The organism is Paucibacter sp. PLA-PC-4 (genome assembly GCF_026241155.1).
Taxonomy (GTDB): Bacteria; Pseudomonadota; Gammaproteobacteria; order Burkholderiales; family Burkholderiaceae_C; genus Roseateles_E.
In genome coordinates, this window is record NZ_JAPFGP010000024.1 from 1 (window position 1) to 24,470 (window position 24,470).

Annotated in this window: 18 protein-coding genes; 6 read left to right on the top strand and 12 right to left on the bottom strand. The window is 65.1% G+C overall.

The features are described 5' to 3' along the window. Window positions 1–965 precede the first annotated feature (965 nt). The 3 genes from OOZ63_RS25765 to OOZ63_RS25775 form a co-directional block, all read right to left on the bottom strand. On the bottom strand, window positions 966–2,183 hold the full coding sequence (locus tag OOZ63_RS25765) for a hypothetical protein (RefSeq protein ID WP_266008528.1): 1,218 nt from the start codon (window positions 2,181–2,183) through the stop codon (window positions 966–968). 790 nt (window positions 2,184–2,973) lie between these two features. Further along, window positions 2,974–3,987: an SIR2 family protein gene (locus OOZ63_RS25770; protein ID WP_266008529.1), complete on the bottom strand. Its 1,014-nt coding sequence runs from the start codon at window positions 3,985–3,987 to the stop codon at window positions 2,974–2,976. A gap of 11 nt (window positions 3,988–3,998) precedes the next feature. Further along, window positions 3,999–4,727, bottom strand: coding sequence for a hypothetical protein (locus tag OOZ63_RS25775; protein WP_266008530.1), 729 nt, complete (start codon window positions 4,725–4,727; stop codon window positions 3,999–4,001). A 138-nt stretch (window positions 4,728–4,865) separates the two neighbouring features. On the opposite strand from OOZ63_RS25775, the gene OOZ63_RS25780 reads away from it, so the two are divergent. Beyond that, a complete protein-coding gene (locus OOZ63_RS25780) occupies window positions 4,866–6,461 on the top strand; it encodes a hypothetical protein (RefSeq protein WP_266008532.1) in 1,596 nt (531 codons plus the stop codon). A 16-nt stretch (window positions 6,462–6,477) separates the two neighbouring features. Then, window positions 6,478–7,695 (top strand): hypothetical protein, encoded by a 1,218-nt coding sequence (locus tag OOZ63_RS25785; protein WP_266008533.1) that lies wholly within the window; start codon window positions 6,478–6,480, stop codon window positions 7,693–7,695. A gap of 319 nt (window positions 7,696–8,014) precedes the next feature. Here the strand turns inward: OOZ63_RS25785 and OOZ63_RS25790 are convergent, their stop codons facing one another. Then, on the bottom strand, window positions 8,015–8,836 hold the full coding sequence (locus tag OOZ63_RS25790) for a hypothetical protein (RefSeq protein WP_266008534.1): 822 nt from the start codon (window positions 8,834–8,836) through the stop codon (window positions 8,015–8,017). A gap of 335 nt (window positions 8,837–9,171) precedes the next feature. On the opposite strand from OOZ63_RS25790, the gene OOZ63_RS25795 reads away from it, so the two are divergent. The 3 genes from OOZ63_RS25795 to OOZ63_RS25805 all read left to right on the top strand — a co-directional run bounded on the left by OOZ63_RS25795 (window position 9,172) and on the right by OOZ63_RS25805 (window position 13,051). Further along, window positions 9,172–9,423 carry a DUF6429 family protein gene (locus OOZ63_RS25795; RefSeq protein ID WP_266008535.1) on the top strand — a complete coding sequence of 84 codons (252 nt, stop codon included), beginning with the start codon at window positions 9,172–9,174 and terminating at the stop codon, window positions 9,421–9,423. A 1,004-nt stretch (window positions 9,424–10,427) separates the two neighbouring features. Continuing rightward, window positions 10,428–11,048 carry a glutathione S-transferase family protein gene (locus OOZ63_RS25800; protein WP_266008536.1) on the top strand — a complete coding sequence of 207 codons (621 nt, stop codon included), beginning with the start codon at window positions 10,428–10,430 and terminating at the stop codon, window positions 11,046–11,048. Beyond that, a complete protein-coding gene (locus OOZ63_RS25805) occupies window positions 11,045–13,051 on the top strand; it encodes a putative bifunctional diguanylate cyclase/phosphodiesterase (RefSeq protein WP_266008538.1) in 2,007 nt (668 codons plus the stop codon). The genes OOZ63_RS25800 and OOZ63_RS25805 overlap by 4 nt, the downstream gene beginning before the upstream one ends. Before the next feature lie 470 nt (window positions 13,052–13,521). Here the strand turns inward: OOZ63_RS25805 and OOZ63_RS25810 are convergent, their stop codons facing one another. The 5 genes from OOZ63_RS25810 to OOZ63_RS25830 are packed head-to-tail and all read right to left on the bottom strand — an operon-like array spanning window position 13,522 to window position 20,323. Then, window positions 13,522–15,117, bottom strand: a complete 1,596-nt coding sequence (locus OOZ63_RS25810; protein WP_266008540.1) for an efflux transporter outer membrane subunit — start codon at window positions 15,115–15,117, stop codon at window positions 13,522–13,524. Between the two features lie 13 nt (window positions 15,118–15,130). Beyond that, window positions 15,131–16,249, bottom strand: a complete 1,119-nt coding sequence (locus OOZ63_RS25815) for an ABC transporter permease (RefSeq protein ID WP_266008541.1) — start codon at window positions 16,247–16,249, stop codon at window positions 15,131–15,133. An 8-nt stretch (window positions 16,250–16,257) separates the two neighbouring features. Continuing rightward, window positions 16,258–17,448 (bottom strand): ABC transporter permease, encoded by a 1,191-nt coding sequence (locus tag OOZ63_RS25820; protein WP_266008542.1) that lies wholly within the window; start codon window positions 17,446–17,448, stop codon window positions 16,258–16,260. After that, entirely contained in the window at window positions 17,445–19,268 is a 1,824-nt protein-coding gene (locus OOZ63_RS25825) for an ATP-binding cassette domain-containing protein (RefSeq protein ID WP_266008543.1), read from the bottom strand. The genes OOZ63_RS25820 and OOZ63_RS25825 overlap by 4 nt, the downstream gene beginning before the upstream one ends. Next, on the bottom strand, window positions 19,265–20,323 hold the full coding sequence (locus tag OOZ63_RS25830) for an HlyD family efflux transporter periplasmic adaptor subunit (protein WP_266008544.1): 1,059 nt from the start codon (window positions 20,321–20,323) through the stop codon (window positions 19,265–19,267). The genes OOZ63_RS25825 and OOZ63_RS25830 overlap by 4 nt, the downstream gene beginning before the upstream one ends. 136 nt (window positions 20,324–20,459) lie before the next feature. On the opposite strand from OOZ63_RS25830, the gene OOZ63_RS25835 reads away from it, so the two are divergent. After that, window positions 20,460–21,203, top strand: a complete 744-nt coding sequence (locus OOZ63_RS25835) for a TetR/AcrR family transcriptional regulator (RefSeq protein WP_266008545.1) — start codon at window positions 20,460–20,462, stop codon at window positions 21,201–21,203. 477 nt (window positions 21,204–21,680) lie between these two features. On the opposite strand, the gene ugpQ is transcribed toward OOZ63_RS25835, so the two are convergent. The 3 genes from ugpQ to ugpE all read right to left on the bottom strand — a co-directional run bounded on the left by ugpQ (window position 21,681) and on the right by ugpE (window position 24,470). Continuing rightward, on the bottom strand, window positions 21,681–22,418 hold the full coding sequence (ugpQ, locus tag OOZ63_RS25840; protein WP_266008546.1) for a glycerophosphodiester phosphodiesterase: 738 nt from the start codon (window positions 22,416–22,418) through the stop codon (window positions 21,681–21,683). Between the two features lie 3 nt (window positions 22,419–22,421). Further along, entirely contained in the window at window positions 22,422–23,492 is a 1,071-nt protein-coding gene (locus OOZ63_RS25845) for a sn-glycerol-3-phosphate import ATP-binding protein UgpC (protein ID WP_266008547.1), read from the bottom strand. Between the two features lie 123 nt (window positions 23,493–23,615). After that, window positions 23,616–24,470 (bottom strand): sn-glycerol-3-phosphate ABC transporter permease UgpE, encoded by an 855-nt coding sequence (ugpE, locus tag OOZ63_RS25850; protein ID WP_266008548.1) that lies wholly within the window; start codon window positions 24,468–24,470, stop codon window positions 23,616–23,618.

Sequence of the window (24,470 nt, forward strand, 5' to 3'; positions counted from 1 at the left end):
TGATCTGGCTGGCGCTGCGCAACATCACCGAGGACTGGACCCGACCGACTCACCACTGGAAAGCCGCGATGAACCAGTTCGCAATCCTCTACGAAGATCGATTCACCAGACCGGTGTCGTAGGATCCCCCACCGCCTTCACGAAATCGGTGAAGGCTCAACGAGCCTCACACACAGAAATTCGGACAGGCCCGACAAGGTACAGCCGACGAGGAAATCTAGCCTTGATGAGGCTCGCGAAGCGGGTGATCCGATTGAATACAGCGCTCCCCGAGTAGGTCTCGATCGGCACGAAGTTCAGCGACGCACCGCATATGGCATTGACGCCTTTACTGTCTACGTTGCCAAGAACCGTAGTTCTTTGTCTGGGCAGAGTCATCCCACGCTGTATTGTCGAATGGGCCACTGCACTTCAGGTGATCGCCTACAGCCAGATCTCCTCGTTGACTACCGTGTTGATGAAAGTCATGCCAATGACTGGCCTGAAATACATGCTGAGATCGTAAGAATCATCCAACTCCTGCGACCAGTCGGACCAGCAGCGCCTATTGACCGTCGACCACTCGCCTGCCGCCAGCCTGCAATCAGATAGCCAAGCTCACTGCTCCCATCGATTTCACTGAGCTTTCCGGACAGTATTTCTAGGACGGCTTCCAGCCTCTACCCGTAGTTCGCCCAAGTTCCGCTTTGGGCACATAGCGCCATTCCAACGCTTCGAGCAGCAGACATTCGCCGACGTTTGACGCGGTGAACGGCGGCCAGACCGCTTGGACGGCTGCTTCACCGCCAACAACGGTCATCGCCGCTGGCGCGACGCCAGGCGAGCCAATGAGGGCTTCGTGACCCGGAGCGTGAACCTGATAGTTCCAGGCTGTCGCAGACGTCGGCTGCGACTATGGCTACCGCAAGACCGACCGGCGTCAGCGGTGAGTTGGTGCCGCCGCATTCAATGCGTTTGAGCGCGCGCTAGTTGGCCTCAACGAGTTGGCGAACAGCCTCGATGGCCTGAGGTTCCGGGAATGTTTTCAGCATGTAGCGTGTGGGTGAGTAGTCGGTGGTCTCGAAGAACTCCCCGAAATGCTCTTGGGCCATCGACCACGAGATCATCAAGGGACTGAACTCCTTGTGTTCGGGCCGGACCAACGCGATGCGATCTGCCTGCGGCAACAGGATGTCGATCCCTTCGGTCCAGACGGCATAGGAGCTCAAGTGGTCGCCATCCCTTTGCACCAGTTGGTGCGCGCCGACGTAGATGTCGATTTCCTTGGCTTCGAAATGAGCGTCGAGGATCTGCTTTTGTGAATCATAGGCATCGGCCAGGTTGCGTTTTGACAAGTCCTGAAGCTGGGCCTGATGTTCTGCGGGGGCATACGATTCCCAGCGAACGCCGTTCAAGCGCAGTAGCTCAAAGCTGACCCACCGTGTGTTGTTGTCGATGGAGCCGACGGCAAGATCGACGATCTTTTGCACGGCCTGAACGTTAGCCTGGGATGTCACCAACAACACGTCACGGAACGGAACCATGGCAACGGGGTCGGTGACGCCCAGTCGGTGAATTAGGTCGGGCAAAAGAATGCGCGAACTCTCGTAGGTGTCGCCCCAGGTCCCTTGCCATAGGCCGGGATGGATCTGTGTCCATCCTCCGTGCTCAGGAAGTACGCGCAAGTTGTGCAGCGCGTCGTCAATGGCCTGCTCCAGGCTGACATTCCAGTCAGCGAGGTGATCGATGTTGACGTAGGACATGGACCTTGGGCGATCAATGACGAGGCTGACGGCGAGGTCGGCAACCAATGGCCGCTGCACGATGGCCGGCATGGGTTTCCCATCCGGATTGCGTATTGCCGCTGTCATCGCGACGCCAAGGGCTCCAATGGATCGAATGACCGGGAGCAGCATGGTCCTGGCATCCGCATAGCTTGCAGGATGCGCTGAGTCCTCGTTGACGATGCTGGCTAGGAACCCTCCGAGCACACTCTGGCGATCGCGGCGCTTGGCCTTGATGTATTCGTGGCGGAGGTTGCCAAGGTAGACGCGAATGGGAGAGCCATTTCGCTCGACGACGACCTCCTGTTGCTCGGGATGGACCTTGACAACTGCGAGCCCTTGAGCTTGCATAAATCGTCTTACATCGCGGATGAGGTTGGTGAGCGTGGGGCGGCCTAGCAGGCGGTCGATGAGGTCCATGAGTTCTCCCTGTCTTTGCGCATTGGAACATCGGGCAATGACTCACAGAAGAAGCGCAGTTCCCTTCAGCAGACGAGGAAAGCGAATGCCAATTTGGCAATCTTCGTGCCATCCGACTCCGCTTTGGATACCCGTGCGCATCGACCGGTTTGCAGCGGGTGCAGCCGGTGGCCGTCAGCGGGTGGCTTCACGGGGAGCGCCAACAAGCCGACGCTCGGTCTCGCGGCCGGCACCGCCACTGGCGGCAGCAATGCGGCGGTTAGCTGACGCTCGGTCTGCCACAATGCGGCCTAAGCCACGTGGCGCCTGGAAGAATGATGGGCTACGCCACAGAGTACAAGCTCAACGGCAGGGGCGGCGGCGCGCTGGCGAAGCCGTGCAACGTTCTGCTGAAGAACCCGGCCATCCACTACTTCCAAGAGGACGAATAGTCGCTGGACCGCGTGCTGAACGTCTTCGTGCGGCTCAACAGCGGTGGCATGCCTTCAGTCGCACCGCTGCTGAAGACGAGGCGACCCGAGGTGAACTTCAGGACGCGACGGGCGCCGTCCCGTACCTCATCGAGCAGAGCGCGCGCTCGCAGGCCGGTGCTGTGCACGCTGCCGGGTTGCCTTACGAGGCGGCCATGACGTTAAGTGCGGCCTCCAGAGCGGCCGGGAGAACGGCCGACGTTGCATTGGAGTCGAGGTAGATTCCATGCGAAAAATTCTGCCGACACACCCCCGAAATCCGCTTGCCGATGCACGATGCCACGCATACTCGGCATGCGTGGTCTTTCCCCCACTGAGTGCTATGCGGCGTCAACCCAGGAGTGTTCTCCGGGACTCTCGTATAGGGCCTCCAGCAGGGCCGGGATATCGGCCCATTCGTTGATCCACAGCGGCTTCACGCCAATCACTTCCAGAAGGACCGTAGTGGCGGAGTCCAGCTCAGGCGTGTTTTTTTTCATGACGGCCCAGTGGCGCAGCGAGCGCGCGCAGGCGGTTTCCTCGGTCTCGCCTTCTGCCAGCAACTCGCGGATGCGTTCCTTGAACGAGAGGTGCAAGGCACGGCGTAGGTTGGGGTCGCGCATGGAGAGACCGATGAAAAGGAACCGGTACTCGCGCAGCAAGTACAGCAAGGTGTAGTTGACGAAGCCGTTTGCGTCGGCCACCACATCGAAATACTGCTGCTCGGTCAAAATGAGCCGGTCAGCCGATTCCACCGCTTCCCTGCGCCGGGTGGCGCTGGTGAAGTCGCGCACCAGGAAGCCATGCAGGTGGTAGGAATGGATGCGGGATGAACTGGCATCGGCTGCCGCACGTTCCACGGTGCGCAGCACCCGCTTGCGGAATCGGGCGCGGGTGTACATCTCCAGCAGCGCGTCCAGGTTGAGGGTCAGCACGGCGCGCACGCGCGGGTTGGGCAAGAAGGTTCTTTGGGTCTCGCGTACGCCGCAGAACGTGCCAACGGCGTGCAGCGTGGGATTGGTCTTGCGGATGTGGGCCACAAACTGGGTATGCGTCTCCTTGCCCACCACGGGCCGGAAGGGGAAGTCGCGGTACAGCGCCTGGCGGACCAGCTCGGCAAACTCCTTCTTGCCCGGCGCGCTGGCGCGCAAGATAGTGGCCAGCACGGTGGCGTCGTAGCCGGCCGCGAGCAGTGCCTCCGCGGACTGGCGGCCCACGTTCGGGAACTGCTCCGCCAGCCGACACACCAGTTCATTCCATTCCGGCAGCTTGGAGGCTTGCGAGACGCCCGCACCGAGGCCGAGCGCCAGATGGCGATCCACAAACGCCGTCTGCAGGTCCTTGGGGATTCGCACTGCTCCGCCCGTCATGGCGTCGCGGCGCGCTGGATCTCGTTGTTGGTCAACCAGCCTAGGATGGCGGAATCCGCCTTGCCGGTGCTGGTCAGGAACACGTCCTGGCAGCCCTTGCGCGCCTCCATGGCCGCCTTGGCTTCGGCCAGGGTGGCCGTGGCGGGGATGCAGACCACGGAGTCCTTCACCACCTGACCGATGGGGTCCTTGAGCAGGTCGGCCAGCGTGAGAGTGGAGAGGGCGTTGGCCCCGGCCAGGGTGGCTTGCGCCACGCGGAAGGAATCCAGCGGCTGGCGGTGCACCACGTACAGCGGAAGGCGCTCGTTGGTGATGATGGGCGCGCGGGCGAAGGTGGTGGTCTTCAGGTGCAGGTCGATGTTGTCCAGCGCCAGTGCCTGGGCGTCCGCGTCGTCCTTCACTTTGATGGGCTTGATGGCGTCGAAGGCAATTGCGAACTCCACGGCCTTGGAGTCCAGTGGCTGCGCGGCGGAGCGCCTCGCCTCGCGGGCCCCGGCCTCGAAGTTCTCCTTGCCGAAGTAGAACGCCAGCACCGTGCCGATCCAAGTGCCCACGACGGGGAGCAGCAGGGCCAAGATGTTCTTTGCCTCTACGGCGGCTTCCTTTACTGGCGCCGCGAAGATGATGGCGGTGACCGCGCACAGCCCCACGACCAGCATGCCGCTGATCACGACCCAAGCGGCCAACTTCTGTTGAAACCATCCACTGTCTTCCGGTGTCGCCATGCGCTGTACTCCTCCTGGCGCCAGTATTGGGGAGCGGCGGGGCCGGCGTCAATGCGCGGCGGCCGCGCCGTCCTCTTGATTGAGGATGCCGGGCCATCCCTTGCGTCCTAGCCTCTCGCACCCTACTGGGAGGACAAGATGATGAACGTACACCGCGCGAAGCCGCTGTTCCTGATGGGCGTGCTGGCCTTGGGTGGCTGTGCCACCCCCATCGTCACCTGGCAGCGGGCGCCGGAAGGCAAGGACCCTGGCGAATCCATGCCTGCCGCGCTGGCCACGCTGGAGCGCGGGCGCACCGCGTACCGCGGCGCGGTGGAGGAACAGATGCGCACCGAGGCGGTGCTGGGCAACGGCCTGGTGGTGGCGGGCGCGGCGGTGGCGGCGCTGGCGGTGGGCAAGGCGCATCGCGACGCCATCTTCGGCACCTCGCTGGTGGCGGGCACCGGCTATGCGCTGGGCAACAAGAACCTGCCGCGTTCGCGCGTGCTGGTGCTGCTGGCCGGTATCGACGCACTGGACTGCGCCGAGCGTGCGGTGCTGCCGCTGGCCATTAGCGACCGGGAATGGACGGCGCTGGTCAAGGCCATCCAGGAGGTTCAGGACAGGAAGGAGACGTTGGTGGCGGCGATGGACACATTGCGCAAGAAGATGGCGGCGGTGCCGGCATCCGCGTCGACCTACACCGCCGCGCTGGAGGCCGCGACCAAGGCCAAGGAGTCGGCCGAGCTGGCGGCCGGCACGGCCAGCCAGTTCACCGACCTGGCGGGGCGCGCCGCCCGGGAGCTGGTGGCGGCGGTCAACCGGATCGACACCGCGGTGATCAAGGGCCATGTCGAATCCACCGGCACGTTGGCGGGCACGCCGGGCATCGTCTCCGGACTGGCGGGCATGGCCGGAGCATTCGCGCCAGGTTCCAATGTGGAGGGCCTGATCACCGACTCACTCAAGGCGGCAGGGGGCATAGGCGCTAAGTCCGCCACGGGCGCGGTCGACCAGGAACTGGCGGACCTGGAGGCGGCCACCAAGGCCACCGCCACGGCCACGGCCACGCTCAGTCGCCTGATGCGCGGGCGGGCCACCTCCTGGGCCGAGGACGCGTTCAAGGACTGCGGCGTGGCCCAGGTGTCCTCCGCCTTGTCCACCACCGCCACGTCGCTGAACTTCCTCGCCAATGCGGAAAGCCTGCGCACCTTCGACATCGCGGGTGGCGTCAAGCCCTACTTCGTCCAGTGGGATGGACCGGTGGTGGAGGGCCTGGAACTGCGCGCTCCCATCCGCTTCGACAGCCGCGTTGAGATACGCGCCACGGGCAGCAAGCTCAAGCAGGCGGCGGAAACCGCGCTGCGCATCAGCGACAGCTCGCCTACCGTGCGGGTGGCCTCGGTGGCGGTGTCCGTGGCGGCGGCTGGTGGCAGCGGCGGCGGCGGAGGGCCGTTGACGCCCGCGGCCACCCAGGCAGCCAGCGACTCCATCGACGACGCGCTGAGGGCGCTCAAGGAAAAGACCAAGTTCACCGTGGACGGCAAGACCTTCGACATCACCGCGATACCCATCAAGGTCGACGCCAAGACGCTGAAAGTGACGCTGCGCTGCCCGGCAGACGCGTCCAACGTGGACCGCGCCGCCCTGGCCAAGGGCCTACTCAAGGACATCGGCATCCCGTCCGAGCCGGCGGCCCGTGGCTGGGATCTGGCGTTCGAGGCCTCGGCCACGACCTGCCTGAAGCCGGCCTAGCGTGGGCGATGCAGCCATGCCCGCGAAGACCAGCAAGCCGAAGGACCAGCGCACCCGCATGGCGCGCGTGGAGGCGCACGCCGTGGCCGCCCGCCATCCCGGCGAGGAGGCCGCCATCGCGCGCTTCGCCCAGCTCGACGACGTGGCCGCGCAGATTCGGCTGGCCCGCGAGATCGTGGAGACACGCTCGGCCGAACTCACCCGGGCCTACAGCAACGTCATCAGCGTCACCGTTGGCTTCAAGTCGCGCCAGACCGGGCAGGGACAGGCGGCCCTGCATGACGAGGTCTGCATCGTGTTCGTGGTCAAGCGCAAGTGGTCCGCCGGGCAGTCGGATGCGGCGCAGTCCCTGCCACGCCACTTGCTGGCCTACGGCGACGTGGACGGCCGGCGCGAACTGCTGGCCGTGCCCACGGACGTGCAGCCGGCCAAATGGTTCCTGGGCGGCGTGGCACGGGGCCGCACGGCGGTGGATGTGCTCAATCCCCACAGCTCCGGCGTGGGCACGGTGACTTGCGGCGTCACGCTCGTCGGCGCGCCCGGCGCGTCGTCGCGCCTGCTGCTGAGCGCGCTGCATGTGCTGAGCCCGGTGGCTCGCATCAACGAGGTGGCCCCGGGCGCCGGGCTGCCATTCAGTGAGGTGGGCGGCGGCGCGGTGGGCGCGAGCGCGCCCTGGGGCGGGCGTTTGTCTCCGGCGGGCTTGAGCTTCGACGCTCAACTGGCCTCGGCCACGAACGACGCCTGGCTGGGCCAGGCCTTTGTCGGCATCAGCTTGTCCAAGACGCTTCCCTACGCGAAGACCGAGAGCCAATTCAACGCGCTGGTGAAGACGCATCGCTTCCAGATCCTTGCTCCCGCCAACCATCCCCGGCATCCGGTGCCGCGCGGCAGCATGCTCTCGCAGTTCGATGCCTTCATCGGGTCCGAACTGCCGCTGGAGTATCTGGTGCTGATGAATGGCAGCGTCGCGACGCTGGACATCCGCCACCGTGACCTGGTCCGGCTGCGCGTGTTGGCGGACTGCCCCGCACCGGAGGCGGGTGACAGCGGCTCGGCCGTGGTGGCCTGGAACCCGGACGGCAGCGCCACGCTGGTGGGCATGTTCATCGCCAGTCCGGACGATCCGGCGCAGGCGCGCATGGCCTACGTGCTGCCCGCCTGGCATCTCTTCAATGTGCTGGAGTGGGACAGGCTGCCCGGCGGCACCACGGAGATGCGGCCGCGTCTCGAGTAGCGGCGCCTGCCTAGTCGTGGGGGTATCACCCCCGTTTGCCTGGGAGTCTGCGCGCATGGATCCTTTTGCTGTGACTTCCTTGTTCTCTGCAAGGAAGTTAATTGCATGGCGATGCCGGTGAGCGCCGCCGGATGGTTCTGGCTTGGGCGGATCTGCTTGACGAGTTGCCGATGGGGAAGAACATTCAGCCCGTGGCCACCAATTTGCGAGCGCGAAACAGCCGCCAAGCTACGCATTGGAGCTGTTGTCCTCCTGGCTGAAGAAGCCTTCGACGCTAAGCGCCGGTGCACGCCGAACCCCGGTGTGTGGGAAGCTGGTCCTAGACGCCGCGTTGATACCGTCGTTCGCTCAACTCCGAGTAGGTGATCTTGGATGAGAGCGCTGGGCTGAGGGAGTCAAGCAATGCCCGGAGTTCGGCTTCAAAGTGAGCGGATGCATATGGGCTAACCACGATCTCGTTGGCGATCGATTCTGTCCGGAAGGGGAGGAAGACGAAGGGTTCCACTTTCCCTGGGGGCAGATCGGTGAATCCTGCAATGAACTTTGTATGCTGATATGCGGCATCGGCGTTGTATATGAGGACCCGAAGCTCCTGCTCGAATGCGAATCCCAACCGTTTGTGGAAGAAGGCGTCAACCTCCGTCTCGAATGGTCTCCCCTCGTGGTAGTTCCGGTATTCAACCGCACCGACAATGGCGTCCGTGGTTGCAAGCTCGCGCACAACTTGGCCGAACGACGTGAGTATGGCGATACCCTGCCCGCCGTTAGCGCAATAGAGGCGCCACATGCCATCAGATTCGGTGCCATGTCGCCAGCAACTGGCATGAGCGCATCGAATTTGTGCTTCGCGTCGTTGTCGCATTTCCTCGCGCCAACTAATGCTGCGGCGACGGGGATCTATCGCCTGGCGTGAGCGCTGCCGATAGATGGGCTCCGTGGGATCGACAGCAGCTGCGAACTGCTGATTCATTTGGACGATTTGGCTGTGTGGAAGTGTGCCCTCGAAGGGGTCGTCGAAGCCATCCAGGCGAGTCAGGCGCAGCGTATTGGAGGTCAACATCGCCGTGAGGCCCTGCAACCCCATGTAGCGCCAGAGGCGCGTATCGTCCGGGAGCGCTGATTGATCTCGAAAATAGTGCATGTCTGCGCGATCAAACCGATTGAGGGATAGAGGGCCCTTCGTGCTCAGAGTTCGTGAATCCGCCCTGGTGAGGCGGCTCACGCTCCATTGCCATCACGTCACCTTCTGATGAAGTGGAGCATGCACTCCGGATCGAGCAATCCTAAGCCCTTGGGAGGCTACACGAATCCGATCGTCAGATGACTCGACGCTCCTGCCAAGGAATCTGGTCCTACGGCAAACCCTCGCGCTGCATGTCTATGCAGGTGTGGGTGGCAGTCGTTGCGTTGCGGCCCAACCTGTTGCTGCAGCGGACGGCTTCGCCGCCCGCTGAGCGCGAACGTTGCGAGGTCCAAATGGAGTACGCTGAACTGAAGGTGCGGGAAGCTGTCCTTGCTCTACTCGGTGTATTTGAGTTTAAGGGCGGCCGCGCGTGGAAGCCCTACGACTTCGAAGTGATGGATGCGGTGCATGCTCAGGGTCTGATCAGCGATCCCCATAGGCGTGAGGAGTCGGTTCTCCTGTCGGACGAGGGGTTGGCAAAGGCGAAAACGTTGGCAGCGAGCTCTTCGGAGGGGGACCGCATCCGTAAGAGTTCCAGTGACTGACTGCTTTACGGCGATGAGATGGCCCGGCCGGGTGTCGCAGATGGGTCGGGTCCAGTCGATGATCGCGAGCGCAAAGAGTCGCTCGCGAACCACGAACCGGCGGGCCGAGGTCGACTCACCGGTGTTGGAGGTACAGCGGTCGATCGAGGCCGCGGTCGGCGGTTGACCGCTTTTTGCGGCCGCCGCCATTCACCATAAGCGGCCCAATGTCTCTGAACAGCCTGGTGCTGCCCTTGCAATAGCGACCGGCAGGTCCGCAGCGTCTCCGGTCCTTCGGTCGCCGCGGCCGAACTCATGCTCTCGGCCACCTACCGGTCACTGAGTAGCTCGGCCCACGGTCGGATAGGTTGTCGCTTCGAGAGGCTCTGCGGTCGTGCGTGCCTGGCTTGCGGCACCGCCAGGGCATCACGCAATCGGAAGACCGCTGCTCCAGCCGGCGGAAATGCGCAATCGACCCGGAGCAGGGCTTCGGGTAGCCAGGTGCGCAGCCGAAAAGCAGTCGACCGTCTCCAATAGTTCAGCAGTTTCGGGGGCGCGTTTAAGCTCAAAGCCGCAGACCGAGCAAATCATGCCGTTGACCTATTCGCTCAGGCTCGTCGCCGCGGCCGCCATCTACTGCCCGATGCTGGTCACGAGACGTTCATCGTCTCGCCCGCCCTGTCGACCAGCGCGGCCCGCTCGACGCTCGTCGTTGCCAAGTGCTTGGTCTCGCGCCCTGTCGCTGCCCTCCGGCCGGCCAGCTGGCGCACTTCTTTCGCGACGACCGCGACTCCTGCCCGGCCGTTCACGCCCGTGCCACCCCGCCCCCCGCGCCGCCTTTGGCGGCGATCGCGCGCACCAGCTTACCGACCTCGCCACGACGCGCCGTCTCGAGTCTGGCGTGGAAACCGATCAGCTCACGACCAAAGCGGTCGACGTCAAGAAGGCATCGAGGAGACGCTCGATGTCCCTCAACTCATCTGCCCGTAGACCGATAATGAGCTAGCGCTTTGGCTGGGATCGCCATGAACAACACCCTCTTCCTGACGCCAGGCTCCGGCAACAGCTTCAAGCCGGCTCTGGTGATGCGCCAGACCGAGCGCCGCTGCGCCGTGCGCTACCTCGACGTGCTCGTCGGCGAGAACCGCCAGCCGGAGTACCTCGCCGTCAACCCGCGCGGCAAGCTACCTTTTCTCGTCCTGGCAGATGGGCGCGGCATCGGCGAATCGAATGCAATCGCTTGGTGGCTGGCCGAAGGGACGGCGCTGATGCCTGCCTGCGCAGCGACCCGGGCGCAGGCATTGCAGTGGATGATCTTCGAGCAGACCTCGCTCGAGCCGGCCATTTCCCCGGCCCGGTTCTTCACCCATATCGTTCCGTCACAACGCGAGGCGCACGCGGCCGAGATGCCCCGCTGGCTCGATCAAGGCTATCGAGCGCTGGCGATCCTCGACGAGCACCTGGCCCAACGCGACTATGTCACCGACCATGGATACAGCGTGGCAGACGTCGCGGTGTTCGGCTACACGCACCTCGCCGGCGAAGGCGGCTTTGATCTTTCCCGATTTCCGAGCGTGGCACGCTGGATGCGCAACGTCCGCCGGTCGCCCGGCTACGTCGAGATCGACGCCCTGCTTGCGCCGTGAGCCGCACCGAGGTCGCTATGAACCTTGAGGAACGCAACCGGCAATACGCTGCGCTCGACCTTGTGACCGAGCCAGTCTGGATCTTCGACATTGACTGTCGTCGGATCCATTGGGCCAATCGCGCGGCTCTCGCGGTCTGGTCAGCACCGGACCTGTCCGAACTGTGCGGGCGCGATATGGGCACCGGGATGTCCGAGTCGGTCGCGCGTCGACTGGCGCAATACCAAAGCGATTTTGAATCTTGCGGAGCCAGTTTCAACGAGCAGTGGACTCACTATCCCGGTGGCAAGCCCGTGGCGTTGAACGTCCGTTTCAGCGGCCATCGGCTTCCCGATCATCGGATGGCGATGTTTTGCGAGGGACGCGTCTCCGGGCTGATCGAACCGGAGTCGCTGCGGTCGGTAGAAGCCCTGCTCCATACGGCGGTGATGATTTCGCTTTTCAGCGCCGACGGACAGGCGCTCTACCGCAACCCGGCAGCACGCGACTCGGTCCGATCTCCCACCGAGACACTGAAAGACCGCATCGTCGACGGCACAGCGTACGCGGCACTCGTCAGGGCGCTGGACGAAGCGGGCAGCGTGACGCGGACCCTCCAGGTGAGCACCGCGAATGGCGAGCGCTGGCACGAGGTCTCTGGACGGCGGTGCACCGACGCGGTCACCGGGCAGTCGGCCCTGCTGATCAGCGAAGCCGATGTCAGCGCGATCAAGCGCACCGAGGCCCAGGCCCGCTTCCTTTCCATGCACGACTCGCTGACCGGCCTGGCGAACCGCACCCACCTGATGCAACGCTTTGAGTCGATCGTCGCGTCGATGCGCGCTGTCGGCGAGCAGGCCGCGCTGATCTTCATAGATCTCGACCAATTCAAGGACGTCAATGACACGCTGGGCCACGCCGCAGGCGACCTGCTGCTCGTGGAGACCGCGCAGCGGTTACGCCGGCTCGTTCGCTCCGAAGACTTGGTCGCACGCCTCGGTGGCGACGAGTTCCTGATCCTGATGGTCGGCGAGAACGTGCGCTACGAGCTCGAGCGGATCAAGACGCGACTGATGCTCAGCGTCTCGGAGCCGATGATGATCGACAACCATGAAGTGCGTGTCACGCCGAGCATTGGGGTCAGCTTTTTCCCGGACGACGGTCACGACGTCCAAACGCTGCTTCGCAACGCCGACCTGGCGATGTACACAGCCAAGGCGCGCGGACGCAACGAGGTGGCGTACTACGACCCGGTGATGACCGAGGCGGTCAAGAACCGCACGGCTCTCGAAGCAGATCTGCGCCACGCGCTCGATCGCGGTGAATTCGTGGTCTTCTACCAGCCGATCGTCGACGTCGCAACCGGCGTGATCGTCGGCGCCGAAGCGCTCGTGCGCTGGCGCCACCCGGAGCGCGGATTCGTGTCGCCCGACGTCTTCATTCCGACCTGCGAAAGCACCGGTATGGTCCACGATCTCGGTCGATTTGTCTTCCGCACTGCTGTGGCACAGCAGGTCGCTTGGCGCGTCGCCGGCCACAACCTTCGCGTGTCGGTCAACTTGTCGCCTCGGCAGTTGCTGCACGCCGAGCTTCTTGCCGATCTGACGCAGGCGCTCGGCGATGCGCAGGGAGACGCTTGCCAGATGCAGGTCGAGATCACTGAATCGATGCTGGTTGGCCGCGGCGAGACCGCCCTCGAACTGCTGCACGAGATCCAGGCGCTCGGCATCGGCATTGCTCTTGACGACTTCGGGACCGGATACTCAAACCTGGGCTATCTGCAACGTTACCCGATCGGGACCCTCAAGATCGACAAGTCCTTCGTCCAATGCGCCGAAGCCAATCGCCCGTTGGCCGAAATGATCGTCGCGATGTGCCGTTTGATGCGGCTGAAGGTCGTCGCTGAAGGCGTGGAGACTGAGGAACAGTTAGCGTGGGTCCGGCAGCATGGCATCGAATTCTGCCAGGGCTACCTGTTCGCTAAGCCGCTCCCCGCGGACGAGTTCGCGGCGTTGTTGCGATAGGGCACACTCGCCGCAGTCGCGGGAGCGGCAGCAGCCGCACCGACTGGCCCTGCGCTATAAGACCAGCGTGTTTGCAGCCGCGCCCCAGCGGCGACGGCGACTGTCCGCTCGTTGCGTCAGTAGGCAAACTGGAGTCACTCGCCCTCGACGTGCCGCTCAAGATCGTTGGCATGGTTCATTCAAGCAGCGCGGCCTTGACCATGCAGCGCTGTCAGCGACGGGGAAGCCGCCCGCCGCGAGGACCTGCTCCCGGCCGGGTGCGGGTGCCCGCTCGGTCAACGTCATCGCCCGAGAGCAGTCGCTCAAAGATTGCGTCCTGAACGGCTACTTCAGGGCGAGCAATTCCGAAAGCTGGCGGGCGCGACCAGGCCAGGAGCAGTCTTCCACTTGACTGGTTCGTACGACAGCTCATGGCCTTGCAGCCGACATTCACGAGCACATCTCGGACGACCTACAGCTGCGCAGGCTCGTCACCGTGCGAAACTCGCTGTTGGCCGGCTCGCGTCTGCATTGGACGAACGGGTTCCTCTGGCAGCGTCGGCGCCTTCGCCGAGCGCCTTGAACAAGGCCGCAAGCGCAATGCGCATCCGCGCCTGGCCGTCGGCAATGTCGCGATGGGCTTGCAGCACCGTAGTTCTCGCCGCCAGCACCGGCAGGTGGTTGCTCATGCCCGTGTCGTAGCGAGCCTGGCTGCGTGCTGCATGATCATCGCCCAGGCGTAGCCGCTGCTGGCTTTGCCGCAAGCGCTGCGCTTCGGCCACATAGGCCGCCACGGTATCGTCGACCTCGTGCCAGGCCTGAAGCACCACCTGCTGGAACGCCACTGCGGCCTCCTGTTGCTGCAGTTCACGCAGGGCGACCACAGCGCGGCGGCGACCGCCATCGAATAGCGGCAGGCTCAGGCTCGGCCCCACGCTCCACTGCCGCGTGCCCCAGGCGGCGATGGACGCGCTGTCCATGGTCTCGAAGCCAAAGCTAGCGCCCAGCGTGATGCGGGGATAGAGGTCGGCTTGGGCGACGCCGATGCTGGCCGTCGCGGTGCGCAGTCGAGCTTCGGCCGCGGCGACATCCGGGCGCCGCCGCGCCAGGTCCGACGGCAGGCCAAGGCGCAGGTCCGGCAATGGTGCCGACGGCGGTTCTACAGCATCGGTCATCAGTCGCTCGTTGAACGCGCCGGGCTCAGTGCCACACAGCAGCGTCAGCCGATTGATCGCCTGTGCCGCCTGCCTTTGAAGTGCCGTCAGCGTGGCCTGCAAGCCGGTGATGCCGGCGCGCTGGCTCAGCAGCGCCGAGTCGTCCGCCAAGCCCTGCTCGTGGCGGCCCTGAAGCAGTCCTTGCGTTTCTAGCCCAACGGCCAGTTCCTGTTCGGCGAGCCGATACTGCGCTTGCGCCTGGCGCAACGCGAAGTAATTGCGTGCGACTTCGGCGGCGACGCCCAGTTGCATCTGCCGCAGATTCGCTTCGTGCCCTTGCGTGGTGGCCTGCGCGGCCTGTTCGCTGCGCAGCACACGCCCCCAAAGGTCAGGCTCCCACGATGCGTCGAAACCGGCCTGGTACAGGTTGAAGGGCGCACTCAGCGCGCTGATGACCTGCTCACCAGCAGGACCACCCAACGCGCCCGCGACGCGCGATCCGGAGCCGGATTCACTCTGGCGCTGTCGCGATACCGCTCCTTTCGCGCCGGCTTGCACGCCGCGCAGCGCCGAGGCCGTCGTTTCCTCGACGCGGGCCTGCATTAGCCGCAGCGCGGCCGTGCGGGCATCGGCATTCGATGCTAGGGCTAGGCCTTGCAATTCGACCAGCATCGGGTCGCCGAACACCGACCAGCGGTCAGCCGGCCAGGCGGCTATGGCCTCAAGCGGCGCCGCGAGGTTGGGCGCACCACCGTGCTGGTCGGCCCATTGCGCCGGGGAAATCACAACTGGTGGGTTGTACGCGGGTCCCAGGGTCGTGCAGGCGCCCAGTGCTATCAGCAGCGGCAGCCAAAGGACCGCACTGGGCAGCCGGTATCCGCGCATCGCGGCAAAAGGCGACCGGGGTGTCGAGTGCAGGACAGCGATTGTCATGACGAGCTTCCCTTCAAGCGAGTCGGTTGCGGAACAGCCATGCTGCGGCGGGCAGCGTAGTGACCGCGATCAGCATCAGCGGCAACAGGTCCGGCCACACGGTGGACAGTCCCGCGCCTTCAAGATAGACCCGCCGCACCATGTCGATGCCGAAGCGGATCGGGTTGGCCAGCGTCACCGCCTGCAGTACCTCAGGCATCGTCGCCACCGGCGTGGTCAAGCCCGACAGCAGCATCATGGGCATGAGCAGCACGAAGGTGTAGATCATGGCTTGCTGCATGTTTAGCGACAGCGCGCTGATTGTCAGGCCGATCCCGACACCGGCTGCCAGAAAGGAAACCAGCCCGATGTAGAGCACAGGCAGGGATCCGACCATCGGGATTTGGAACCACCAGCGCGTCATGGCAAGCACGATCGTGGCCTGAACCAGCCCGATGAGAACTGGCGGGATGGCCTTGCCGATCATGATTTCCGTGGGCGTCATCGGCGTCACCAGCAACTGGTCGAAAGTGCCTTGCTCGCGTTCGCGAGCCACCGACAGCGCCGTCAGCAGCAGGGTCTGCATCATGCTCAGCGTGGCGATTAGCGCGGGCATGAAGTTCCAGCGTGTCTGCAGGTTGGGGTTGAACCAGGCGCGGGTTTCGATAAGCAGCGGCGGCCCCTCGATGCCCTCGCGCGTGCGCCGTTCGGCATTGAACGCATCGACAACGGCCGCCATCGACGACGCTGCGGCGTTGGCGGTGGTGGAGTTGCGCGCATCCAGGATGAGCTGCACTGGCGTCGTCTGGCCGGCCAGAAGTTGCGACTCGAAGCGCGCGTCAATGCGGATCGCCATCAGCGCCTTCTGGCTGTCGATCGCGGACTCCATCTCGGCTGTGGACGACACGCTGGCCACGCGGCGGAAAAAGCCGGTACCGTCCAATTTGGCCAGCAGCGCCGCCGAGGTCGGGCTGCGGCTCTGGTCCAGCACCACATAGGGCGCGTTGCTCAGGTCGTAAGTGGCGGCATAGCCGAAGAGCAGGCTTTGCATGATCACCGGGCCGATCAGGATGGTACGGCTGGACTTGTCCATCAGCACCGACAACAGCTCCTTGCGGATCAGCGCCAGCAGGCGGAAGACGAAATCGGTCATGGCGGCTTTCAGGCGGGGGGGCAGGCGATCGTCTTGCGGGTGGCCAGCCGAGCTGCCCCGATGAGCGCCACGGCATAGCCGGCGAGGAGGGCGCAGTCCTGGATGACGATGGGCCAGACGTTGCCTGCCAGCATCAGCGTCTTGATCAGGTCAAGGAAGTGCGTGGCCGGCAGTGCCTGGCCGACGATGCGCACCGGCAGCGGCACGTTGTTCAGGTCGAACAGGAAGCCCGAGAGCATCAGCGCCGGCAGGAAGCTCGTTAGCAGCGCGACCTGGCTGGCGACAAACTGGTTCTTGGTCACCGACGAGATCAGCAGCCCGACGCCGAGCGCGACGAACATGTACAGCACCGAGGCCAGCAGCAAGAGGAAGACGGAGCCCTGCAGCGGTACCCCGAACAGCCAGCGCGCGGCGGCCAGGCACATCGCGAAGCCCAGCATGCCGACGACGAAATACGGGATCAGCTTGGCCAGCAGGATCTCGGTGGCCCGCGCCGGGGTGACGAACAAGGCCTCCAGCGTGCCGCGTTCCCATTCGCGGGCTACCACCATCGAGGTTAGAAAGGCGCCGACCAGCGTCATGATCAGCACCATCAGCCCCGGCACCAGGTACCAGGTGCTGGTGTTGGCGGCGTTGAACCACAGGCGCGGCTCGACATGGACGCTGCCGAAAGCATCGGTGCCTACCGTGATGGCCCGCGCCGGCAGGTCCTGCGCACCGCTGACGCGCAGCGCGCCGCGCGCCAGCGCGCCAGCGACGTAGGACTGCACGGTGCGCGCGGTGGACGCGTCGGCGCCATGCAGGAGGAGTTGCACACGGCCGCGCCCCGCGGCGAACTCGCGGCTGAAGTTGCCGGGCACGCGCAGGATGGCGTCTGCCCGCCGCTCGGCCAGTGCGAGCTCGGCGGCTTGCATCGAGGCTGCGGTCACGGGCGTGATGTAGTTGGAGCCGCGCAATCCCGACAACAGTTCCACCACCGTGGGCGAGTGGTCGTCGACCACCAGTGCCACGCGCGCGTCCTTCACGTCCAGTGAGATGCCGTAGCCGAAGAGCACGATCAGCAGCACAGGCAGGACTAGGCCGATGGCAACGTTGCTGCGGTCGCGCAGCAGCTGGCGCGTCTCCTTGCGAGTCAGCGCGAACAGCCGGCGCCAGAAGCCGCCCTGCGGGGTCGTGCCGTGGCTTCCCGGTGCGCTCACGACGCCTCCACAGCGGCGGCCGAAGGCAGGCCTTGTCCTGCCGCTTGTCTGGCCTGTTCGACGATGGCAATGAACGCGGCTTCCATGCCCATGGCGCCCTGTCCATCGTTCGCCCCGGGCGTCGAGCCCAGGTGTATATGCTGCTGCGCTTGCTGCCGCACCTGCAGCGGCGTGCCCAGCGCCAGCACATGACCAGCGTCCTGGATCACGATGCGGTCGCAATACTCGGCCTCTTCCATGAAGTGCGTCGTCACGACCACCGTCGTGCCCTGCTCAGCCAGGGCAGTGATGCGGCGCCAGAACTCGCGCCGCGCCAGCGGGTCTGCACCACTGGTGGGTTCGTCCAGGAAGAGGATCTGCGGTTCGTGCAGCAAGGCGGTGGCCATGGCCAGGCGCTGGCGGTAGCCGCCGGGCAGCTGGCCGCTGGGAGTGTGGCTAAGGCCGTCGAGGTCGAACTGTGCGGTCACCGTGGCCATGCGCTGCGCCGCATACTCGCCCCGCAAGCCGTAGGCGCCAGCAAAGAAGCGCAGGTTCTCGGCGACGGTGAGGTTGCCGTACAGTGAGAACTTCTGCGCCACGTAGCCGATGCGGCGACGCGCCTCGGCACGCGCATGGCGCAGGTCGATGCCGGCCATACTGAGACTGCCGCTGGTGGCCGGCAGCAGGCCGCAGAGCATGCGGAAGGTCGTCGTCTTGCCGGCGCCGTTGGGCCCGAGCAAGCCAAAGACCTCACCACGCCGGACGCTAAAAGTCGTGTTGGCCACGGCAACAAAATCGCCGAACTTGCGCACCAGGTCGCGCACCTCGATCATGGTCTCGGCGTCGCACTTGGTTCGCGGCGATGCGGCTGCATCGTTGGCCTGAACAGGCATCGCGGAAGCGGTGCTGTTCAACTTCAACAGCACCATGAAGCCATCCTCCAGCCGCGCCGGAACCGCGCGCCTCGCCAGGCCCAGCAGCGCGGCAGGCGCTTCGGCGTCATCGCCCATGCCGATGGTGCGCACCTCGCCGGCCTGCGGCACGGCGTCCACAACGTGCGCCGTGTCGTCGAGCAGACGCCCCTGCAGCCAGCGTGCCGGCCGGCCGGCAGGCGGTGTCACGATGAAGCAGCGCCCGTGGGCATGCTGCCGCAGCGAGGCCGGGTCGCCTGCGGCCAGCAACTTGCCCTGGCGCAGCAGGAACACCTGCGAACAGCGCTCGGCCTCGTCCAGGTAGGCGGTGCTGACGATCACGGTGAGCTGCTCATCGGTGACGAGCGACTGCACGATCTCCCACAACTCGCGCCGCGAGAGCGGGTCCACGCCCACGGTGGGCTCGTCCAGCAGCAGCAGCTCGGGCGAGCGCACCAGGGTGCAGGCCAGGCCCAGCTTCTGTTTCATGCCACCCGACAACTGGCCGGCCAAGCGGGTTTTGAAGCGCCCGAGGTTGGTCATCGCCATCAGCTGCGCGTAGCGGGCCTGGCGCCGATCGGCGGGGACGCCGTGCAGGTCGGCGTACAGGTCCAGGTTCTCCTGCACGCTGAGGTCGTCGTACAGACCGAAGCGCTGCGGCATGTAGCTGATGCGGTCCTGCACCGCCTGCGGGTGCTGCGCGACATCGATGCCCAGCACCGTGAGCGTGCCGGCGTCGGGGACGATCAAGCCAGCGGCCATGCGTAACAGCGTCGTCTTGCCCGCGCCATCGGGCCCGACCATCGCCGCCAGCGAGCCCATCGCCACCTGCAGCGAAACGTCGGCTATGGCCTGCGTGTGTTCACGCGTCCCGGCGACGGCAAAGCGCCGGCAAAGATGTCGGCCGTCCAGGGCCAGCGTTGCGTTCATGGCCGGCTGCCAGTAGTGAGGGTGTCTGTGGAGGCTGCCGCGGCCGTGCGCTGCGGGCCCAGATTGAGTTGTGCTGTGGCCGGCATGCCCAAGCGCAAGCGGTTGTCGGGGTCTTCGACCTGCATCCGAAGCTCGTAGACAAGGCTGGTCCTTAACTCGGGCGTCTGAACCGTCTTCGGCGTGAATTCCGCCACCGAGCCTATCGAGCTCACCTTGGCCGTCAGCGGGTGATCGGGATCGCTGTCGATGCGGATCTGCGCCGGCATGCCGACGCGAAGGCGACCCAGGTGGGCTTCGTCGACGTAGGCGCGCAGCCATTTCGGTGCCGTGATGGCCAAGGTATAGACGGGGCGCTGCGGCGTGGCCATCTCGCCGGGCTCGAGCAGGCGTGCCCGCACCACGGCGTCGGTCGGGGCGCGCAGTTCCGACTCGTCGATTTGCCGCTGAACCAGCGCCAGTGCAGCTTGCGCAGCGGCCAGCGCCTGCTGGGCTTGAGCGATGTCTTCCCGGCGCGGCCCGGCGAGCACCAGTTCTGCCGCCTTGCGCGCAGCTTCGGCCTGCGCCAGCGTGACCTGTTGCTGCGCGCGAGCATTGTCCAGGTCCTGCCGGCTAACGCCCTTGCCGTGCGTGACGTCGCTGGTGGCCTGTACGCGTGCGAGCTGGCGGGTCGCGAGCTCGGCCTGGGCCTGCGCTGCCGCCAGCTGTGCTCGCGCCTGCGCCTGCTCTTGCGCGCGGCTGCCGGCCTGCAGGCGTCGCAGTGCCTGCTCCTGCACGCCTACCTGCGCCTGGGCCTGCGCCAGCCGCAGCCTGGCCGCCGTAGTGTCCAGCCGTCCCAATACCTGGCCGGCACGCACGCTGTCACCTTCGCTGGCACTCAGCGAGGCAATGCGGTCGCCGCCATTGAAGGCCAGTGCCACCTGACGGATGTCGACGTTGCCATACAGCGTCAGGCGGTTGGGGTCATCGGCGGGCAGCTGTAGGGCCCACACCCAAGCCAAGCCCGCAGTGAGCGCGACGGCCACGACGGCGACGGGAACAAGGATCTTCGGATTCATGGTCAGGGGTCTCCGGGTCTTGAAGCGGAATCAGCCCACTGCTGAGGCAGCACAAGCGTGCGTCGGATCGCATCATAGCCTACTTCAAATTCTAATTTGAATTAGATATGAAGACTTTTGTTGGTACGCTTGCGCCATGACATCCAAGCCCGGGCGACAGACCCCACCACGACCCCGCTCGGTCCGATCCGACGGCGTCGAGACGCGGGCGCTGATACTTCAGGTGGCCGGACGGCTTTTTGCCGAGCAAGGCTTCGAGCGCACCACCAGCCGCGAAATCTGCCTGGCAGCAGGTGCCAATATGGCGGCCGTCAACTACCACTTCGGTAGTCGCGAAGGTCTATACGAGGCGGTGCTCATCGAGGCGCACGGCCAGTTGGTGCGCCTCGACGACCTCGCGGCCATCGGGTGTGTCTGCGCTGAGCCGCAGGCCCGATTGCGCGCGGTGATCGGGCTGCTGGCGCAGCGGGTCAGCGGTCAGGAGGTTCCCTGGGGCTTACGCGTCCTCGTGCACGAAATGATGGTCGCCCCGTCGCCGCACATGGCCGTGCTGATGCGCAAGGCCGTGCTGCCCAAGATCCAGATCGTGATGTCAATCGTGGCCGAGGTGCTGGGCCTGCCCGCAGGCCATCCTGCGGTTCAGCGCTCGCTGGCCATGATCGTGATGCCGTGCATCATGATGACCATCGCGCCGCGCGACTTGCTGCGACAGGTCATGCCGGCGGCGTACGACGATGAGCAGGGGCTTGTCGACGACATGACGCGATATGCCTTGGCCGGGCTGGCGGCGGTCGCGAGCGCGCATAGCGCAGACAACTCGCAAAGCTTGTCATCCGGAACGTCCTCCAAGCCGCCGCGCTTGCATACCAAGCCAACGTAGCCCGACAAGGTGAGGAAAGGACTTCGATCCGAATGGGTTGATTACCAGTCGGTTCGACCGGCGTTGGCGCCGCACGGTCGGCCAGGCCAGAGCACTTGGCCTCGCGCAATGAGAAGTACCCAGGCCTAAGGTTCCCAAAACACAACAAGTCCGACGAACTCTATTTTGTTCCGACGGACTTTATTTGTTTGAGTCACAGCGCTACGTGTGGATGGCCGGATTGGTCATCGTGCTGGCGTTCTTGCCGGTGTGGGCGGAACCGGCGGTCGGCGTTTTCAGCTGAGTGACGCCCTGTCCTGAGCACGGTACATCGACGGCATGGTCATTGCTGCTGCGCAGCAGTCAGCATCGCCACCATCGCCGCGACGGCCTCCCCGCAGGCTGGTTCGACATCTACGCTCACGCCGGTGTGGCGCCCGTGCCGTACTGAAGCCGTGAAGGCGTCAGTACAGACCGCGGGCGTAGCTGCCAGTCGCCTCAGCTGCCCGGCGAGAACCTGTCCACGGCGTCCGTGATGATGCCGTCCACCCCATTGGCCATCAGCCATTGTGCCGACGCAGGGTCGTTGACCGTGTAGACCAGGGCCTTCAGTCCGGCCGCATGCAGCTGCTCGACCAGGGCCTGGTTCATCAGCGCATAGTTCGTGATCACGGCGCGGCATTGCATGCGCAGTGCTTGGTCCAGCCAGCCCTGCGACAGCTTGTCCAGCAGCAGCCCGCGCGGGAGCTCCGGCGCGGTCTGCAGGGCGCCGGCCAGGGCCTCGGGCTGAAAGGAGCTCAACAGCGGCATCAGGCCCGAGCCCTTCCACAGACGCAGCACCTCGCGGCCCACCACCTGGCCGGTCACGAGCTCCTGGCCCGGTGTCGGCTTGATCTCGATGTTCAGCGCGAAACCGTTCGCGATGACGTAGCGGGCCAGCGCGTCCAGGCTGGGTATGGGCTCGCCGGCATAGGCGCGGCTGTGCCAGGCGCCGGCATCGATACGCGAAAGCTCGGCCCAGCCGCGCTCGCCGGCCACACCGCGCTCGGGTGTGGTTCGGTTCAGCGTGGCGTCATGCAGCAAGAAGGGGATGCCGTCGGCGCTGAGCTTCACATCGCACTCGAAGGCGCGATAGCCGTGCCTTGCACCCTCGCGGAAAGCCGCGAGCGTGTTCTCCGGGGCGAGTTTGCCGGCGCCGCGATGGGCGATCCACATAGGCATCGGCCATTCACCCATCGCTCAACTCCCGACGCGCTTTTGCGTCTGCGCGTCGAACCAGTGCAGCTGCTTGGCGCTGAGCTCCAGCATCAGCGTGTCGCCGACCGCTGGCGGCACCAGGGTGCCGTCAATGCGCAGGGTGAACTGCTCAGTGCCCAGGCGGCCATAGACCAGGCGCTCGGCGCCCAGCATCTCGATCATCTCAACCTTCAGAGGCCAGCCGGACGTGGCGTTCCAGTGGTCCAGATGCTCGGGGCGCAAGCCCAGGATCAGCTCGCCTTCGCGCGGTGCCGGGGCCGGCAGGGCCAAGGTGATGCCGCCGACCGTGAAGCTGTTGCCCTTGGCCTGGCCTTTGAGTAGATTCATCGGCGGCGAGCCGATGAAGCTGGCGACAAAGGTGGTGGCGGGGCGCTGGTAGACCTCCTCGGGCGTGCCGATCTGCTCCATGTGACCGCCGTTCATCACGATCATGCGCTGGGCCAGGGTCATGGCTTCGACCTGGTCATGGGTCACGAACAGCGAGGTCACGCCCAGCTCGCGGTGCAGCTTCTGGATCTCCAGCCGAGTCTGGGCTCGCAGCTTGGCGTCCAGGTTGGACAAGGGCTCGTCGAACAAGAAGACCTGCGGATTGCGCACGATGGCGCGGCCCATCGCGACGCGCTGGCGCTGACCGCCAGACAGGGCGCGCGGCGTGCGGTCCAGCAGATGGCCCAGCTCGAGGATCTTGGCGGCCTTGTCGACGCGGGTCTTGATTTCGGCGATCGGCACCTTCTTGATCTTCAAGCCGTAAGCCATGTTCTCGAACACGCTCATATGCGGGTAGAGCGCGTAGTTCTGGAACACCATCGCGATATCGCGCTCGGCGGGCTCGATGTCGTTGACCACGCGCGCTCCGATGGCGATCTCGCCGCCGGAGACCTCCTCCAGCCCGGCCACCATGCGCAGCAAGGTGCTCTTGCCGCAGCCGGAGGGTCCGACGATGACGATGAACTCGCCGTCCTTGATCTCGGCGTTGACGCCGTGGATCACTTGATTGGCCTTGGGGCCGTGGCCATAACGTTTGACCACATTGCGAAGGGAAATGCTTGCCATATTTTTCTCAATCGGTTGGTGTCCGGGCCTGCCGCTGCGCGGCTGCGGTCCGGCACGCAAATTCATCTGATGAGTCGGGGACACAGCCTGCCGCTGCGCAGCGGCGGTCTGTTCCGCAAGTCATTATTTTTCAGTGTCGACGAGGCCCTTGACGAACCACTTCTGCATCAGCATCACGACCAGCGCCGGTGGGATCATCGCCAGCAGCGCGGTGGCCATCACGACGTTCCACTCGGTGTAGGACTCGCCTGTGATCAGGCGCTTGATGCCCATCACGACCGGATACATGTCCTCTTGCGTGGTGACCAGCAGGGGCCACAGGTACTGGTTCCAGCCGTAGATGAACTGGATCACGAAGAGCGCGGCGATGCTGGTGCGTGACAGCGGCAGCAGCACGTCCCAGAAAAACCGCATCGGCCCGGCGCCGTCCATGCGTGCGGCCTCCACCAACTCGTCCGGGACCGTCATGAAGAACTGGCGGAACAAGAAGGTGGCGGTGGCTGAGGCGATCAGCGGCACGGTCAGGCCGGCATAAGTGTTGAGCATCTTCAGATCCGACACCACCTGGTAGGTCGGGCCGATGCGCACCTCCACCGGCAGCATCAGCGTCACGAAGATGGCCCAGAAGAAAAAGCTCTTGAAGGGGAAGCGGAAGTAGACGATCGCAAAGGCCGAAAGCAGCGAGATCGCGATCTTGCCCAGCGAGATCACCAGCGCGCTGATCAGGCTGATCTTGAGCATGGGCAGGGCCGGCGGAATTCGGCTGCCGGCGCTGGTCTCGCCGCCGAACAGGGCCAGCTTCCATGTTTCCAGCATGTGGTCACCGGGCAGCAGCGACAGCGGGCGGCTCTGCGCGATCTGCTCGGCACTCTGGGTCGAGGCGACAAAGGTCAGGTAGACCGGGAAGGCCACGATCAGCACGCCGAGAATCAGCGTCAGATGGGCCAGCACGGTAAGGGCGGGGCGACGTTCGATCAT

Coding starts and splice junctions, on each gene's coding strand:
- ugpQ (WP_266008546.1), bottom strand. CDS start 22,418: ATGGGTGAATGGCCGATGCCTATGTGGATCGCCCATCGCGGCGCCGGC.
- OOZ63_RS25825 (WP_266008543.1), bottom strand. CDS start 19,268: ATGAACGCAACGCTGGCCCTGGACGGCCGACATCTTTGCCGGCGCTTT.
- OOZ63_RS25780 (WP_266008532.1), top strand. CDS start 4,866: ATGATGAACGTACACCGCGCGAAGCCGCTGTTCCTGATGGGCGTGCTG.
- OOZ63_RS25810 (WP_266008540.1), bottom strand. CDS start 15,117: ATGACAATCGCTGTCCTGCACTCGACACCCCGGTCGCCTTTTGCCGCG.
- OOZ63_RS25790 (WP_266008534.1), bottom strand. CDS start 8,836: ATGCACTATTTTCGAGATCAATCAGCGCTCCCGGACGATACGCGCCTC.
- OOZ63_RS25775 (WP_266008530.1), bottom strand. CDS start 4,727: ATGGCGACACCGGAAGACAGTGGATGGTTTCAACAGAAGTTGGCCGCT.
- OOZ63_RS25845 (WP_266008547.1), bottom strand. CDS start 23,492: ATGGCAAGCATTTCCCTTCGCAATGTGGTCAAACGTTATGGCCACGGC.
- ugpE (WP_266008548.1), bottom strand. CDS start 24,470: ATGATCGAACGTCGCCCCGCCCTTACCGTGCTGGCCCATCTGACGCTG.
- OOZ63_RS25765 (WP_266008528.1), bottom strand. CDS start 2,183: ATGGACCTCATCGACCGCCTGCTAGGCCGCCCCACGCTCACCAACCTC.
- OOZ63_RS25815 (WP_266008541.1), bottom strand. CDS start 16,249: ATGACCGATTTCGTCTTCCGCCTGCTGGCGCTGATCCGCAAGGAGCTG.
- OOZ63_RS25785 (WP_266008533.1), top strand. CDS start 6,478: ATGCCCGCGAAGACCAGCAAGCCGAAGGACCAGCGCACCCGCATGGCG.
- OOZ63_RS25830 (WP_266008544.1), bottom strand. CDS start 20,323: ATGAATCCGAAGATCCTTGTTCCCGTCGCCGTCGTGGCCGTCGCGCTC.
- OOZ63_RS25800 (WP_266008536.1), top strand. CDS start 10,428: ATGAACAACACCCTCTTCCTGACGCCAGGCTCCGGCAACAGCTTCAAG.
- OOZ63_RS25795 (WP_266008535.1), top strand. CDS start 9,172: ATGGAGTACGCTGAACTGAAGGTGCGGGAAGCTGTCCTTGCTCTACTC.
- OOZ63_RS25835 (WP_266008545.1), top strand. CDS start 20,460: ATGACATCCAAGCCCGGGCGACAGACCCCACCACGACCCCGCTCGGTC.